At 69.6% G+C, this 15690-nt stretch carries 16 protein-coding genes; 6 read left to right on the plus strand and 10 right to left on the minus strand.

The window, feature by feature from the left end:
* Positions 1-15: 15 nt before the first annotated feature.
* From ACFYZB_RS24330 to repSA, 6 genes are all read right to left on the minus strand, one after another.
* Positions 16-540, minus strand: a complete 525-nt coding sequence (locus tag ACFYZB_RS24330) for a DUF2617 family protein (protein ID WP_388762215.1) — start codon at positions 538-540, stop codon at positions 16-18.
* 320 nt (positions 541-860) lie between these two features.
* Positions 861-1193: a hypothetical protein gene (locus ACFYZB_RS24335; protein WP_388762218.1), complete on the minus strand. Its 333-nt coding sequence runs from the start codon at positions 1191-1193 to the stop codon at positions 861-863.
* Between the two features lie 287 nt (positions 1194-1480).
* Complete coding sequence (locus tag ACFYZB_RS24340; protein WP_388762221.1) at positions 1481-2002, minus strand: hypothetical protein; 522 nt, start codon at positions 2000-2002, stop codon at positions 1481-1483.
* A 262-nt stretch (positions 2003-2264) separates the two neighbouring features.
* On the minus strand, positions 2265-3527 hold the full coding sequence (locus ACFYZB_RS24345) for a tyrosine-type recombinase/integrase (protein WP_388762224.1): 1263 nt from the start codon (positions 3525-3527) through the stop codon (positions 2265-2267).
* Positions 3527-3721: an AlpA family transcriptional regulator gene (locus ACFYZB_RS24350; protein WP_263211546.1), complete on the minus strand. Its 195-nt coding sequence runs from the start codon at positions 3719-3721 to the stop codon at positions 3527-3529. The genes ACFYZB_RS24345 and ACFYZB_RS24350 overlap by 1 nt, the downstream gene beginning before the upstream one ends.
* Positions 3718-5115 (minus strand): replication initiator protein RepSA, encoded by a 1398-nt coding sequence (gene repSA / locus ACFYZB_RS24355; protein ID WP_388762669.1) that lies wholly within the window; start codon positions 5113-5115, stop codon positions 3718-3720. Before repSA ends, ACFYZB_RS24350 begins: the two co-directional genes overlap by 4 nt.
* Positions 5116-5798: 683 nt before the next feature.
* On the opposite strand from repSA, the gene ACFYZB_RS24360 reads away from it, so the two are divergent.
* The 4 genes from ACFYZB_RS24360 (at position 5799) to ACFYZB_RS24375 (ending at position 9902) form a co-directional block, all read left to right on the plus strand.
* Positions 5799-6536: a GntR family transcriptional regulator gene (locus ACFYZB_RS24360; RefSeq protein WP_388762228.1), complete on the plus strand. Its 738-nt coding sequence runs from the start codon at positions 5799-5801 to the stop codon at positions 6534-6536.
* Positions 6537-6933: 397 nt separating this feature from the next.
* A complete protein-coding gene (locus ACFYZB_RS24365; RefSeq protein WP_388762231.1) occupies positions 6934-7236 on the plus strand; it encodes a hypothetical protein in 303 nt (100 codons plus the stop codon).
* A 178-nt stretch (positions 7237-7414) separates the two neighbouring features.
* On the plus strand, positions 7415-8599 hold the full coding sequence (locus ACFYZB_RS24370) for a pyridoxal phosphate-dependent aminotransferase (RefSeq protein WP_388762234.1): 1185 nt from the start codon (positions 7415-7417) through the stop codon (positions 8597-8599).
* 109 nt (positions 8600-8708) lie between these two features.
* Entirely contained in the window at positions 8709-9902 is a 1194-nt protein-coding gene (locus ACFYZB_RS24375) for a hypothetical protein (RefSeq protein WP_388762237.1), read from the plus strand.
* A gap of 15 nt (positions 9903-9917) precedes the next feature.
* Here ACFYZB_RS24375 and ACFYZB_RS24380 read toward each other — a convergent pair whose 3' ends face one another.
* Together ACFYZB_RS24380 and clpB are read right to left on the minus strand one after the other, a co-directional pair.
* A complete protein-coding gene (locus ACFYZB_RS24380; protein ID WP_351209756.1) occupies positions 9918-10451 on the minus strand; it encodes a YbjN domain-containing protein in 534 nt (177 codons plus the stop codon).
* Positions 10452-10719: 268 nt separating this feature from the next.
* A complete protein-coding gene (gene clpB, locus ACFYZB_RS24385) occupies positions 10720-13317 on the minus strand; it encodes an ATP-dependent chaperone ClpB (RefSeq protein ID WP_388762240.1) in 2598 nt (865 codons plus the stop codon).
* A gap of 118 nt (positions 13318-13435) precedes the next feature.
* Here clpB and ACFYZB_RS24390 point away from each other — a divergent pair, with 118 nt between their 5' ends.
* On the plus strand, positions 13436-13828 hold the full coding sequence (locus tag ACFYZB_RS24390; RefSeq protein ID WP_351209752.1) for a PPOX class F420-dependent oxidoreductase: 393 nt from the start codon (positions 13436-13438) through the stop codon (positions 13826-13828).
* A 158-nt stretch (positions 13829-13986) separates the two neighbouring features.
* Here ACFYZB_RS24390 and ACFYZB_RS24395 read toward each other — a convergent pair whose 3' ends face one another.
* Positions 13987-14322, minus strand: a complete 336-nt coding sequence (locus ACFYZB_RS24395; protein ID WP_351209750.1) for a hypothetical protein — start codon at positions 14320-14322, stop codon at positions 13987-13989.
* Positions 14319-14534 (minus strand): hypothetical protein, encoded by a 216-nt coding sequence (locus ACFYZB_RS24400; RefSeq protein WP_388762244.1) that lies wholly within the window; start codon positions 14532-14534, stop codon positions 14319-14321. The genes ACFYZB_RS24395 and ACFYZB_RS24400 overlap by 4 nt, the downstream gene beginning before the upstream one ends.
* A gap of 154 nt (positions 14535-14688) precedes the next feature.
* On the opposite strand from ACFYZB_RS24400, the gene ACFYZB_RS24405 reads away from it, so the two are divergent.
* Positions 14689-15672, plus strand: coding sequence for a helix-turn-helix transcriptional regulator (locus ACFYZB_RS24405; RefSeq protein WP_388762247.1), 984 nt, complete (start codon positions 14689-14691; stop codon positions 15670-15672).
* Positions 15673-15690 lie beyond the last annotated feature (18 nt).

Here is a 15690-nt window from a genome sequence, read left to right on the forward strand (position 1 = left end):
GTCTGCGCGGCGCGCTCAGTTCAGTTGTGCGGTCGGCACCCGCACCCCGACCCGGGTCCGGGTGGCCACCAACTGCCCGTCCTGCGGGTAGGCGTGCCAGGTGCGCCAGTGCACCTGGCCCTCGTGGCGCTGGGCCAGCATCGCGGTGAAGGCGTGCGGGCTGCCCGGGAAGACGCCGGCGAGGCCGTGCGGATGGTCGGAGACGAGGGCCAGCAACTCCTGGGCGCGGCCCGCGAACGAGCCGGGGGTGAGCACCTCGACGCGGGCGGCGAACTCGTACTCCCAGTCGCCGACGCGCTTGGCGACGCCGAGGGGCAGCGGGGTGCTGGAGCCGGGGATGCAGGCGACCGTCTCCGAACAGCGGCCGCGCTCCTCGTCCAGCAACACCTGGTGGGACGCGCCGAGCAGTCTCAACTGGAGCTTCGCCCCAGTGAGTTCGAGGTCGAGGGTGGCCAGGGCCGGCAGCGGCTCGCGTCCCAGGGCCCAGGCCAGGTCGGCAGCCCGTGTATCGGTGTAGGAGGTGTTCAGGGTCGTGAGCATGGATCGGCTCCGCTAACACGCGATGAGGGGGGAGATCTGCCATGTCAGCCCAGCCGGCTCGGCCGGGGCGGGAGGTCTCAGGGACGTCCGAGGGGCTGCGTTGGCGGTTTAGAGGGAATCATGGACAGTGGCGCCCCGACAGCGTTTTTACCCAACTTCGTGGGGTTTCCATCCCTCAGAGGGCTCCACAGTTCAACTGTTCAACCATGGCGCACGCCGGGCGCGCCGAACGAACGGCGAGCGCCCGCCGGCCGTCCTCGTCCGGCGGGCGCTCGCATGCGGCCCGGATACGGCTCCCCCGGGAGCTCGGCTGCCCCGTGTCAGCTGCCTCCCCCGCATCCGCCCCCGCCGCACGACGAGCCTCCGCCGCAGGAGGAGTGGCCGCCGCAGGAATGGCCGCCACCACAGGAGTGGCCACCGTGGTGGCCACCGTGGTGCCCGCCCGACGAACCGGAGTCGGTGCCGCCCGCCCACCAGCTGCCGCTGCCGTCGTACGCCGAGGACGAGGACGACGAGCGGTACGACCCGGACCGGCCACGGCCGCTCTTGCCGAGCGACACCTTGCGCTGCCGGCTCCCGGTCCGGGCGCCGGCCAGCGCCGTGACGGCCACGAACGCGGCCACGACCAGGATGAAGATGATGCCGACGACCATGGCGTCACCCTCCTTCCGTTCCCCCGAAGCGGTCCCTCGTGGACCGCGGTGACCGGCAGATGCCCGGCCGCCTCGGGGCGCAAAGCAGAGTTGAGGAACTTCTGAGGATCGGCAACGGGAAAAGGCCCCTGACCTGCGCACATTGGCAGTTCAGGGGCCGACCGGATGTCACTGGGCCGCCTGCGGGCCGTGTTCATCCTGCATGACGTGCGGAAGCGGTCGGTGGATAACTACCTGTTGGCAAGCAGAGACGACCGGCAGCATGCGAGGACTGGCTGCACGTCAGGTCATGCCGTTGTGCCGTTGTAGCAGACCACCCCGGCGGTGAGTGTCTGAGGCCCGCTGCCGGTGTTTTTGGCGATCGCCGTCCAGCCACTCGAACCCGGGCCAACACCCGGCTGAATTTCAGAGGCCGTTACCTGCCAGGAGTCACCGGGGTTTTCGCTGAAGCCGCCTCCCGTGGGCGCCTTCCCATTCGGGCAGGTCGCAGTCGCAATAGCCACCTCTCCCGGCTGCACGGTAGCGTTCCCGAATTCGGTATCAAACCCGGTCAAACCACCGCCACTCGGGGGTGGCGTCGGGGTCGAGTTCTCATTGCAAGTCACGGTCTGCTGGTTGTTGTTGCCAAGCAGGTTGATCTGCAAGCCACACACCGCTGGCGACAAGATACGCGACAACCGTCCGCCGTCCTGAGCATGGGCGTTGCCGACGCTCAAGCTGCTGATAGCAGCTGCCGCCGCCACGGCCATGGTGAGCCGGAGGGTCTTCCGCACGCCACTCTCCCTCATCTCGAAACTGATTTCGACCATTCATGATGAATGTACTTTTCGGGAGTTTGCGGCTACCGAATCGACATGCGCATAGTCAGCCGTTTGATCGGTGGTGGGGCGGCCACAAGCACTAAGGACCATCTGATACCCAGGACTGTGCGGCGGACCACGAACGGATCCACAGCCGAAATCGCGGTGCCGGTGACCGTGCCGTGGTCGCCACAGTCGGAAGCTCTTGAGTGATGGTCCGTGGCGTACGACGGGCTTAGTGATCAGTTAGGGCTTCCCGTCGCGCCGTGCCTCACTCTGTCAACCGTGGGTCCCGGTCCTCCCCGGAACTGCGCTGGAACACCCGGTCGATTGCCCGACGGGCGCGCTCTCGACTCTCCGGCATTAGGTGCGCGTACACCCGCAGCGTCAGCCCCGGGTCAGCATGGCCCATGTACTCGCTGACGGCCTTGATGTTCTCGCCCGCGTCCAGCAGCGCGGATGCATAGAAGTGCCGGAGGGCGTGCATGCCGTGCTCGCGTGCCGACTCGTACTTGCCGTCGTCATCTGCTTCCGGGATGACACCAGCGGCGGCGAGAGCGGGCTTCCACTCCTTGCCGTTGAAGTTGCTCCGCCACACCATTCCCCCCTGCTCAGCCGTGAAGATCAGCCGGGCCGACACCTTCGGCCCTTCGGGCACGTCCCACGGCAACGTGATCTCTGCGGGTTTGAAGGCGTCCATGTGCGCCCGGACGGCTTCCGCGACGGAGCTGGGCAGCGGCACGGCCCGTTTCTTGCCTCCCTTGGGGAGGGCGAAGACGGGGTGACCCTCCACGTGCTTGATCTGCCGCACCACGTGGAGGGTGCGCCCGTCCACGTCGATGGCGTCCTCGGCCAGGCCGAAGACTTCCCCCTGGCGGAGTCCGCATCCGGCGCCGACGTCGACCATCGCTCGATACCGCTCCGGAAGGGCCGCTCGTACGGCGAACACCTGGGCGGGTACCCACGGGACTACCGGGTGCGCGTCTGGCTTGGGCCGTCGCACGGTCCGCGCGCTGCACGGGTTGCGCGACAGTAGCGAGTCGTCCACAGCAGCAGACAGGACCGACTGAACGTCCGCGAAGATGTTCCGGGTGTAGGAGGCACTCACGCCGGGCTTCGCTTCCAGTGCGGCCAGGAGCTCCCGGATGTGTTCGGGCCGGAAGGTCCCGACCGGTCGAGAACCAAGCACCGGGTAGACGTGCAGCCGGAGGCGCCGGCCGAGTTCCCTTCGGGTCATCGGGCTGGACGTCTTGCAGTCCAACCACTTCTCGGCGTACTGCCGGAACGTGATCCGCACGGACTTGGGATCGGTGTACTGGCCGCGCGTCATGTCGGTCTCGATGGCGCTGAGCCACTTCTCAGCGAGGCGCTTCTTGCCGTCGGGGAAGCTCTTGGACTTCTCGGTGCCGTCGGGGCCGACGTACCGCGCGCGATAGCGCATTCCGGTGCCGTAACGGTCGGTCTTGACGCGAACGGTCTTACCGTCGGCGCCCCTCTGAGCCCTGTACCAGCGGTCTTGGATGTGGCCAGCCATCAGGCGGCCCCTTCCATGAGGGACTCGACCCAGGCCCGCACGTCTTCGGGGTCGAACCGGAGATGCCGGCCGACGCGGAAGCCACGGGGTCCGGTGCCCTTGCGGCGCCACTGGTAGACCGTGTCGACACTCGGCAGACGGAGCATGACCACCAGGTCTTCCGGGGTCAGGTACTGGTCAGGCAGACGCCTCATGCGCACACCTCCCAGTCGTCCGAGTCGGGCATGTCGGCGAGCGCTTCGCGTGCTGTCTCTCGGTTCAGTCGGATCTCCTTCGCGATCGTGGCGGCGAGCCAGGATTCACCGGGGGTGTGGCCCTGTCCGGCGTACGTCCAGTGGGCGAGCACGAGCGTGGAGCCCTCCGTGTCGTCGAGGTCTTCGGAGAGCCCGCGTTCGCGGCGTTCCTGGCGGGCGCGGTAGTCGGCACGCACCTGGCGCAGGGCGCTGAGGGTGGTGGAGTAGCGGCGGGACTTGGTGGAGAAGTGCCCGCGGAAGCCGAGCATGTGAGCCCAGCGGGCCAGTAGCCGTTCGGGGTAGGCGTCGTCCAGGTCCCAGCAGGCTTCGATGAGCCGCCGGGTGTGGGCGGGCAGTGGCAGCCGATCGAGTTCTGACAGCTCCCCGATCCGGTGATCCACCGTGCCGGTGGTCTCGGCCGCTTTGGTGGCGTACTTGGCCACGTAGGAGGCGACGGCCTGTTCGGTCAGTTCCTCCTGCCCGAGCGCGCCGATGGGCTGCACGTCGACCTGAGAGCCCCACCGCAGGACGCGGGCCGGGTGGTCACCGGAGGCGGGCACGGGGACGGAGACCCGAGCGGCGGCAGCCTTGATCGAGGAGTCCAGGAGAGCGACCGTGGCCCATGCCGGCGGGGCGGTGTCGGGGCCGTCCGGGCCGTCGAGGCGGACCACGGCGTGGAAGTGGACGGAGCCGCGCTTCTGGAACTCGGCGACCTTGCCGAAGGAGACCCGGCACACCTCCCGTAGGGCCGTCTGGGTCAGGCCCGCGCGGGCGGCGATCTCGCGGCGGAGGTAGACGGTGAAGCGCCGCCACAGGTCCCCGGCGTGGTTGTTCCACAGCACCGCGCCCGCGTAGTCGTAGCGCTCCGGGTCCAGGGCTGTGCCCAGGGCGGGGTCGTCCTCGGCGTGGGAGATACCGCAGCGGCAGTGTCCGGAGTCGGGCCGGTTGTGCACGGGGCCGAAAGACGGAGCCGTGAGGGTGGCGAAGACGCGGGGGTGATCCCGCACGGTGGCGGGTACGTCCTTGCGTTCGTCGCCGGTGATCCCGGCCCGGATCAGGTGGTAGGTGTCCCCGGCGTAGGTCCAGGCGCAGGCCGGGCAGCGGGAGGCCCGCCGGTTGCCGCAGGCGACCCGGAGCATGCCGCCCGGCTCCTGCTCGGTGCTGTAGGAGTAGAGGACGTCCCCGGTCACGCGGTCGCGGGTGATCGTCTCGCCCCGCAGGCGGATCGGGTGGGCGCAGCCGCCCGTGCGGCGGATCTGTTCCTGCCAGCGGTCGAAGCCCGGCGAGTTCGCCACCCGGAGCAGGTCAGCGAGAGTGATCGGGTCGGTGCCCAAAGAGGCCGCAGCACCAGCCACGGCCTCAGGGGCGACGGGGAAGACCGTCACGCAGCCACCCCCAGCTCACCCACAGGGAGCGGTTCAGGGGCGGTCTGACCGCCGAACGTGCGGTCGGCGGGGCAGATCATGTCACCGTCGTGGGTGAGGACGCGCAGGTCATCGATGCGAACCCAGGTCCACAACGGGGCATGTGTGCGACAGCCAGGGCAAGCTACCGGTCGGTCCAGCAGGTCCAGGCAGGACGGGAACACGCTCATGCTCAGACCTCCACCTCTCCGGTTCCGACGCAGATCGGGCACCAGATGTCGAAGCCAGTGGTGTCGTAGCCGGTGCCGCCGCAGTCGGCGCACTCGTCCCAGGACCGGTTGGCGTACTCGCTCGTGCACTCGGCCGGGTTCGAGCAGCGCCGCTCACCACAGATGGGGCATGCTCGGCCGCCGCGCACCAGGCGAACAGGCGTCCGGGTCGGCCCTAAGACGGGCGGAGCGGCAGGCGTGATGAGGCCGGAAGCGGGCATGATGAAGCTCCCTTCACAGGGGCCAGGGGCGGCGGTTCTTCTTGGCGGTTGAGCGCCGCCCCTGGGCAGACGAGTTAGTGCCAATTCCCACCTGTCGGAGCTTGGGGGCACAGCTCTATAGTGTTTTAGAGCACCCACAGCGTCAAGAGGGTGTTCTAAAGTGCTCTAGAAGGGAGCTGTGCACATGGCCGGGAACTCGCCTGCGCTGCCGCCGTATCGGCGCATTGCGGTGCAGATCAAGAACCGGATTGAGCGCGGCGAGTTGCAGCCCGGAGATCGCATCCCGTCGGTCCGCGAGATCGTTCGCGACGAGGGTGTCTCGGTGGCTACCGCTACGCGAGTCGCGTCCGTTCTGCGGGCAGAGGGATACGCAGAGACCATCCCAGGGATTGGAACGGTGGCGCGTATGCCGAGCAAGCTCACGACCGGACCTGATCGACTTCAGTTGCAACGGACCACCGGCAGCGGCTTCAGGCCCGGCGAGCGGGTGGAGATCATCAGTGCTGAGCTAGTCCCTGCCAACGCCGAAGTCGCTGACGCGCTGGAAGTGGAGGAGGGGACCCAGGTGGTCCAGCGCCGACGCCGGTACCTCGATGAGGATGGGGTGGTTGCCCTGTCCACGTCGTGGCTTCCGGGGGAGTTGGCGGAGGCGGCACCGGAACTGATCTCAACGGGGCCACTCCCGAAGATGACCTTCGGGTTGATCGAGGACCGGACAGGCCGGCGGGCGGTGAAGCGCCGGGACTCGGTGTCGATCGAGGAACTGCCGGAGGACGTTGCGCCGCTTCTGGCCCTTGATCCCGGCACCCCTGTACTGAGCATGGCGAACCACTACTGGGACCAGAACGGGCAGATCACCGAGTACGCCCGGGACTACATGGGGCCAGGGCGCATCCTCGCGGCGGAATACGACCTCCAGTAGGCAGCCTCAGCCACCGGGATGCTTCGCAGCTCCAGTTACAGGTTTCTCTACCTCATCAAGCACCCGTCGTCGCTTCGCTCCTCCGGGCGGGCGCGGGCGGCCGGCGGCGCCCGCGCTCATGTCTCCGCCCCGCTCGGCACCGCCGGCCGCCCGCTCCCGCCCAAGAGGCAGGCACACCGTGCATGAGGTCAGAACACGTCGTGGCTGGGGCGGTCGGCTCCGCGACTTTAGCCAGCCACTTTGGCGCGAGCCTCGAAGATCATGGCCCCAACGTCGTGCTTTACCGGGCAGGTCCACAGACTGCCCGACGCGCCGGAAGCTTACGGGGCCATGATCACTCGCGCCAAAGCAGCTCCCGGCCAAAGTCGCTACGCCGACCGCTGGATACGGTGCACGCATGCATTCTGGCGAGCTGACCCCAACAAGTGGCCACCGTGATCCGCTCCTGAGCACACTGGCAGAAGCCATGGCGCACCTCGTGGCAGCAGTGGACACCAGCACAGATGAGGAAGCCTCGCCGGACGCGGCGTCCACATGGTTCGAGTATCCGGCGTACCTCTTCGGCCGCCTCAGCGCGGAAGATCGGCACCGACTCGCAGACCTGTTCCGCGAAGCGGCCATGAAAGAGCCGGAAGGGCCGTGGCGCGAGGCCCTGCTGGCTGTCCCGGACGGGTTCGGCCTTGACGAGGACGAGGACTGAGCCACAGGCACAACTGCGGTACAGCGGGGCCGTCTGTGGGCCGTCCGAGGGCGGCCGACGACGACAGATGACGACAGCCGAGGACAGCCCTTCCCCTGGTGAGCGATGGTGGGTTGGATACCGGCGCAGGCGCCCATCAGCGAAGCAGTGTTGAGGAACTCCAGAGCTTGGGCGCAGGATGGCCGCCATGACCTCCAGCGCACGCCCTCACCTCAATCGCCGGCTCGCCGGGTTCGGCACGACGATCTTCGCCGAGATGTCCGCGCTCGCCCTGTCCACCGGGTCGATCAACCTGGGCCAGGGCTTCCCCGACACCGACGGCCCGGAGGAGGTCAGGGAGGCGGCCGTACGGGCACTGCGCGACGGCCGCGGCAACCAGTACCCGCCGGGGCCGGGCATCCCGGAGCTGCGCACCGCGATCGCCGCGCACCAGCGGCGCCGCTACGGGCTGGACCACGACCCCGACACCGAGGTACTGGTCACGGCGGGCGCGACGGAGGCGATCGCGGCCGCGCTGCTGGCGCTGGTGGAGCCGGGCGACGAGGTCGTGGCCCTGGAGCCGTACTACGACTCCTACGCGGCGAGCATCGCCATGGCGGGCGGCACGCGCGTACCCGTGACCCTGCGCCCGCACGAGGGCTCCTTCCGCCTGGACCTGGACGAGCTGCGGGCCGCCGTCACCGGCCGCACCCGGCTGCTGCTGATCAACACCCCGCACAACCCGACCGGCACGGTCCTCACGCGCGCGGAGCTGGCCGCGATCGCCGAGCTGGCGGTCGAGCGGGACCTGCTGGTGGTGACGGACGAGGTGTACGAGCACCTGGTCTTCGACGACGCCGAGCACCTGCCGCTCGCCTCCTTCCCCGGCATGCGCGAGCGCACGGTGACGATCGGTTCGGCCGGCAAGACGTTCTCCTTCACCGGCTGGAAGGTCGGCTGGGTGACGGCCGTGCCGGAGCTGGTGAGCGCGGTCCGTTCGGTGAAGCAGTTCCTGACGTACGTCTCCGCGGGCCCCTTCCAGTACGCGGTCGCCGAGGCGCTCGCCCTGCCCGACGCCTACTTCGAGGAGTTCCGCCGGTCCATGCTGGCCCGGCGGGACATCCTCGCGCAGGGGCTGGCGGAGGCGGGTTTCGAGGTCTTCCGGCCGACCGGCACGTACTTCATCACCACCGACATCCGCCCCCTCGGCGAGAAGGACGGCTTCGCCTTCTGCCGGTCCCTGCCGCGGCGGGCCGGCGTCGTGGCGATCCCCAACGCCGTGTTCTACGACGACCGGGAGGCGGGGGCGCCGTTCGTGCGGTTCGCGTTCTGCAAGAGGGAGGAGGTTCTGCGGGAGGCGGTGGAGCGGTTGCGGGCGATGTGAGCCCGCGCCTTCGGGGCGGTTCTCCGTGTACGCGACACAGGTGAACCCGTGCCGCACTCGGCCGCCGCCTGCTCGCTTCCGCACCCGCGCCCTTGCAGGGTGCGGTGATGTGACCCAGGCCAGCACCACCCTCGCCCCGCCCGTAGCCGCGCGGAAGCCGGCGCAGCGAGACCGCGCCCGGCCCTCCCTCGCCCGCGCGGGCGGGGTCGCCGTGGGGCTCTTTCTCGGTGTGCGGCTCACCGGGGTGGCCGTGCTCGCCCTCGTCGCGCACATCGCCGGCCGGCACCCCCTGCACCTGCTCGGCCGGTCCTGGGACTCGGTCTGGTACCTGGGCATCGCGGCGCACGGCTACGGTCACGACCTGCCCTCCCACGACCCGGGCCCGCACAGCGACCTCGCGTTCTTCCCGTTGTACCCGGCGCTGCTGCGGGCGGTGACGGCGCTGGTCCCGGTCAGCGGTGGCGTCGCGGGGCTGCTGATCTCGTGGGCCGGGGCCGCGGTGGCCGCCGCCGGGATCCACGCGGCCGGCTCCCGGTTGCACGGGCGGGCCACCGGTGTCGCGCTGGTGCTGGTGTGGGGGCTGCTGCCGCACGCGGTGGTGCTGTCGATGGCGTACACCGAGCCGGTGCTGACCGCGTTCGCGGCCTGGTCGCTGTATGCGGTGCTGGCCGGGAACTGGGTGTGGGCGGGTGCGCTGGCGGCCGGCGCGGGGCTGGCCCGGCCGAACGGGTTCGCGGTCGCCGCCGCGGTGCTGGCCGCGGCCGGGGCCGAGGTGTGGCGGCGCCGCGGAAGGGTTTCCCACAGGCTGTGGACGGGCGCGGCGCTCGCCCCGCTGGGCTGGACGGGCTATGTGCTGTGGGTCGGGCGGCGCAAGGGGGATCTGTTCGGGGGCTACTTCGAGGTGCAGCGGCTGTGGGGGTCGACGTTCGACTTCGGGCACGGCTCGCTGCAGTTCGTGCGGGCGATGCTGCTGCACGGCAGCCCGTTCGTGTTCCCGATGGCGCTGGTCCTGGTCGCGGCGGCGACGGTGCTGTACGCGCTGCTGCTGCTGGACCGCGCTCCGCTGCCGCTGCTGGTGTTCAGCGGGGTGCTGCTGCTGGTCGCGCTGGGCGGGTCGGGCTTCTTCGAGTCCAAGCCGCGCTTCCTGCTGCCGGCGTTCCCGCTGCTGCTGCCGCTGGCCCGGGGCCTGGCGCGGACGGCGAGAGCCCGGCCCTGGCACGCGACCGTGCTGGTCGCGGCCCTGGCCGGGCTCAGCTATGTCTACGGCGCGTACCTGGTGGTGTACGCGCAGGCACCGCTGTAGGCGGTGGGGCGGCGCCTACTCGCCGTCTTCCTCGGGGTTCTCGTCCGCCTCGTTGACCTCCTGCTCCAGGCCGAGCTGCTCGACGAGCCACCGGTCGAACTCGATCGCGGCCCGCACCCAGCTGACGGTCGAGGAGACGAAGTGGTTGATGTCGACGCCCGTGCCGATCAGCATCTGGGCCTCGCCGATCAGCCGGACCGTGCCGTCGTCGTGGGTGTGGGTGTACACCTTGGGCCACAGGGTGCGGCGGTTCCAGTCGTCGACGGACTCCAGCAGCTGCGGCTTCTCGTCGATCTTGTGCGGCCGGTCGTAGAAGGTCCGCACCGAGAAGACGGCCTGCTCGGCCTCTCCGCGGAACATGAAGTAGGTGCGGAACTGCTCCCACGGAGCCGCGAGGTCACCCTCCTCGTCGACGACGTACTTCAGCTCCATCTGGTCGAGGAGCTGCTTCACGAGGTCCTGATCCGGGACGACGGGGCCCGCCGGTCCTTGGGGCTGCGGTTCGGGCTGGCCCCCGAAGTTCGGAATCGAGGACGGGTCGATGCTCACCGTGTTTTTCCCTTCATGCGGATTCCGCCATCCTCCCCCATGCGGGGAGGGGGGTGGCAAGCCCCGGCGGGGCCTGTCAGCCTTCGGCTGACAAGATCCGGCTGGTCGGGTGGACGGCCGGTGAACCAGTGGGGTCGGCGGATCTCCGTCCGGACCCGAACGGCGCGGGCGGCGACGGGCCGCCGACGCGGACGCGGTCACGGTGCAGGTGACGTACGAGGGCCCCGGCCGGGCCCTCGTACGGTTCACCGCGTTCAGCGTGTGAGCGTCACAGCGTCTTGCCGGTCGCCGGGCCCACCAGCAGGCCCTCGCCGAAGCGGTCGACGCGGACGGTGTCGCCGTCCTTGATCTCGCCGGCGAGGATCTCCTTGGCGAGGCGGTCGCCGATGGCGGTCTGGACGAGGCGGCGCAGCGGGCGGGCGCCGTACGCCGGGTCCAGGCCCTCCTCCGCCAGCCAGGCCAGCGCCTCGGGGGTGACGTCCAGCGTGAGCCGGCGCTCGGCCAGGCGCCTGCCGAGCCGGTCGATCTGGAGCTGTGCGATCCGCTCCAGCTCGGGCTTGGTCAGGGCCGAGAAGACGACCAGGTCGTCGAGGCGGTTGAGGAACTCCGGCTTGAAGGAGCTCCGGACGACCTCCAGGACCTGTTCCTTCTTCTCCGCCTCGCTCGTCAACGGGTCGACCAGGAACTGGCTGCCCAGGTTGGAGGTGAGCACCAGGATGGTGTTGCGGAAGTCGACCGTGCGGCCCTGACCGTCGGTCAGGCGGCCGTCGTCCAGCACCTGGAGCAGGATGTCGAAGACCTCGGGGTGGGCCTTCTCCACCTCGTCCAGGAGGACGACGGAGTACGGGCGGCGGCGGACGGCCTCCGTGAGCTGGCCGCCCTCCTCGTAGCCGACGTAGCCGGGAGGCGCGCCGACCAGCCGGGCCACGCTGTGCTTCTCGCCGTACTCCGACATGTCGATGCGGACCATGGCCCGCTCGTCGTCGAAGAGGAAGTCGGCGAGCGCCTTGGCGAGTTCGGTCTTGCCGACGCCGGTCGGGCCGAGGAAGAGGAAGGAGCCGGTGGGGCGGTCGGGGTCGGCGACGCCGGCCCGGGAGCGCCGTACGGCATCGCTCACCGCGCGGACCGCCTCGGTCTGACCGATGAGCCGCCTGCCCAGCTCGTCCTCCATGCGCAGCAGTTTCTGCGTCTCGCCCTCCAGCAGGCGGCCGGCCGGGATGCCGGTCCAGGCGGCGACGACGTCCGCGATGTCGTCGGAGCCGACCTCCTCCTTCACCATGGTGTCCCTGGAGGCCTCCTCCTCGGCCTCGGAGGCGGCCTCCAGCTCCTTCTCCAGCTGGGGGATCTCGCCGTACAGCAGCTTGGCGGCGGTGTCGAAGTCGCCGTCGCGCTGGGCGCGTTCGGCCTGGCCGCGCAGGTCGTCCAGCCTCTCCTTCAGCTCACCGACCCGGTTGAGGGACTGCTTCTCCTTCTCCCAGCGGGCGGTCAGGTGCCGCAGCTCCTCCTCCTTGTCGGCGAGGTCGCGGCGCAGCTTGTCCAGGCGGGCGACGGAGGCCGGGTCGGTCTCCTTGGCGATCGCCAGCTCCTCCATCTTCAGCCGGTCGACGGCGCGCTGGAGCTCGTCGATCTCCACCGGCGAGGAGTCGATCTCCATGCGCAGGCGGGAGGCGGACTCGTCGACGAGGTCGATGGCCTTGTCGGGCAGGAAGCGGGAGGTGATGTAGCGGTCGGAGAGGGTGGCCGCGGCGACCAGCGCCGAGTCCGCGATCTGGACCTTGTGGTGGGCCTCGTAGCGGCCCTTGAGGCCGCGGAGGATCGCGATCGTGTCCTCCACGGTCGGCTCGGCGACCAGTACCTGCTGGAAGCGGCGCTCCAGCGCGGGGTCCTTCTCGATCCGCTCCCGGTACTCGTCCAGGGTGGTGGCGCCGACCATGCGCAGCTCGCCGCGGGCCAGCATGGGCTTGAGCATGTTGCCCGCGTCCATGGCGGAGTCGCCGCCGGCACCGGCGCCCACGACGGTGTGCAGCTCGTCGATGAAGGTGATGATCTGGCCGTCGCTCTCCTTGATCTCGGACAGCACGGCCTTCAGACGCTCCTCGAACTCGCCGCGGTACTTGGCCCCGGCCACCATCGCCCCGAGGTCGAGCGCGACCAGCCGCTTGTCCTTCAGCGACGACGGCACGTCACCCTTCACGATGCGCTGGGCGAGCCCCTCCACGACGGCGGTCTTGCCGACGCCGGGCTCGCCGATGAGGACGGGGTTGTTCTTGGTACGGCGGCTCAGCACCTGGACGACACGCCGGATCTCCTGGTCCCGCCCGATGACCGGGTCGAGCCGGCCCTCGCGGGCGGCGGCGGTGAAGTCGGTGCCGAACTTCTCCAGGGCCTTGTACTGGCCCTCGGGGTCGGCGGTGGTCACGCGGCGTCCTCCCCTGGCCTTCTTGAAGGCCTCCAGCAGCTTCCTGGCGTCGGCGCCCTGCTGTGTGAGCAGCTCACCGGCCCGGCCGCCCTTCGCGGCGATGCCGATGAGCAGGTGCTCGGTCGACAGGTACTCGTCACCGAGCTCCTTCGCGCGCTCACCGGCGTCGGCGAGCACGGCCAGCAGCTCGCGGTTGGGCTGCGGGGGCGCGACGGTGGACCCGGTGACGCTGGGCAGCGCGGCCAGCAGCTTCTCCGCCCCGGCGCGTACGGCGGCCTGGTCGGCCTCGACGGCGGCGAGCAGGTCGGTGATGTTCTCGTTGTCCTGGCCCTGCAGCAGGGCCAGCAGCAGGTGGGCAGGGGTGAGGTCCGGGTGCCCCTCGGCCACGGCCCGGTTGCCGGCCGCGTTGATCGCGTCCCGGCTCCTGTTGGTCAGCTCGGCGTCCACGTCGTCCGTTCTCCTCCTCGGGCACACTCTCCACTGCTGACCTAACCAGCGTACACAAAGTTGAGTCTATTCCGCTCAAGGCAGAGGGGAAGGTCCTGCGGGGACTAGGTTGCGGAGCATGGCGATCCACTCCGAGCAGTACCTGGCGTTCTGGCGGGAACGCCATCTGTGCACCCTGACGACGCTCCGGCCCGACGGCAGCCCCCATGTGGTGCCGGTGGGGGTGACGTACGACGCGGAGGCCGGGCTGGCCAGGGTGATCACCAACGGGACCAGCGCCAAGGCGGGACATGTGCGCGCGGCCGGACCGGAGGGCGCCCGGGTCGCGGTGTGCCAGGTGGACGGCCGGCGCTGGGCCACGCTGGAGGGGCGGGCGCGGGTACGGACGGAACCGGAGCGGGTCGCGGAGGCGGTACGGCGCTACGCCGAGCGCTACGAGCGGACGCCGAGGCCGAATCCGGCGCGCGTGGTGATCGAGATCGAGGTGGAGCGAGCCTTGGGGAACGGCTGAGACGACCGAAAACTTTCAGCCACCCTGGAACCGGTCCCATACCGTGAAAAACCGTGGAATGTCCGCAGAAAACTGCAGCGGCGTCACCGTGTTCAGGTCACGGTGACGCCGCTGCGGGGGGAAGCACCTGAGCGATCTTTTACGACGGGGGAATCGCGTCAGGCACTGCGGGGGGTGGCTGAGATGGTCCTCAGGTCCTGGTCCGTCGGCTCGGCGAGCCGGTGGTCACGCTGGTCGAGGTTCACAAAGATCATTCCGTACCGGATGGCACACCGCACGGGCTGGGGGGCGCCACGCGGCTTGCGCAGGCACCGGTACGCCCGCACGTCCTCTTCCTCGTCCCGCGTCACGACGACCGGCTCACCGAACACGGTCACCATCAGCGAGTCGCCGCTGTGGGGGATGGCGGTGACCAGGTCGATGAAGTGCCAGCCGGAGCGGTAGGCCGTGGCCATTTCGCGGCGGAAGGAGCGGTCGTCGGGTGGAGTGGTCATGCTGCCGCGTCCGCCGGAGTCGACCAGCCGACGTCCGAGCTGCCGCCGGCCACGACGTCCCAGCCGACGTCCGAGGGGCTGCCACCGGCCACGACCCCCCAGCCGACATCCTGGGCCGACGTGTGCGCGGTCTTGGTCGGGCTACCCCAGCCGACGTCAAGAGGACCAGCCGCACCGCTGGCCAGCGCGACTACGAAGGCAGTGGCAAGCACCGAGCGAAGCATTCTCTTTTTCATGGTCGGCTTCGTCCTCACTTGATGGCTTCCTCTCCCCCGTCTGACAAGACGATGGCTCATTCAGGCACGTCAATGCCACACAGGAGATGCATCATGTTCCTGCACGTTCAGGACCCTGGGGGGTGGAGATTTGCCAACTAAGCGCACAAAACCGACACATCCTCATGACATCACAGCCCTGTGCGCCGACGGTTCGCGTCTCTACGCCAGTGCTCTCAGTTCCGGACGTATCTCCCGGCAAGAGGCCGAGAACGCGCCCTGTCTGCTCGAGTTCGCCCTGCTCCACCCCGATCCGGACGATCCGGGCTGGCTGCGCCCGGTTCCTCCGTCCGTCGTGCTCGCCCAGCAACTCCAGCCCCTGGAGCGTGAGATCCAGGACCGGCGCCGCGCCACCCTGGAACTGGCGGACACCTTCCAGCCGTTCCTGGACATCAGTGCCCAGAAACCGGCGACCACGCACGCGATCACCGTGCTCGAGGGCATAGACCGCATCCACGCGGCGCTCGACGGGGCCATCGCCGAGGCCCGGACCGAGGTCCTGACCGTGCAGCCCGGGGGCAGCCGGCCGGAGCACATCCTCAGTCAGGCGCTCAAGCGCAGCAAGCCGCTGATCGAGCGGGGCATCTCCATGCGCACGCTCTACCAGCACACCGTGCGGCACAGCCAGAGTACCTACGCGTACATGGACCAGATGGCGGGCGCCAAGGTCGAGATCCGCACGCTCGAGGAGCTGATCGAGCGACTGATCATCTGTGACACGTCCGTCGCCTTCATCCCCGCCCAGGACGACCGGCAGGTCGCCCTGGAGCTGCGCCACCCCGGTCTTGTGCAGTACCTCATCAAGGTCTTCGAACAGCTCTGGCAGCGGGCCACCCCGCTGATGGACGAGGTGCCCTACGAGTCCACCCCCGAGGGCATCACCGGCGTCCAGCGGTCCATAGCGAAGCTGCTCATCGAGGGGCATGTCGACGAGGCGATCGCCCGCCGCCTCGGTATGAACGTCCGCACCTGCCGGGCCCACATCGCCAAACTGGCGGCCGCCCTGGGCAGCGGCAGCCGGGCCCAACTCGGCTTCCTCATCGCGCAGTCCGGCATCCTGGACCGGGAGAGCTGACCGTGGTGCCGGGTCAGG

Origin of the sequence: Streptomyces sp. NPDC001852, assembly GCF_042891825.1 — a bacterium.
Taxonomy (GTDB): Bacteria; Actinomycetota; Actinomycetes; order Streptomycetales; family Streptomycetaceae; genus Streptomyces.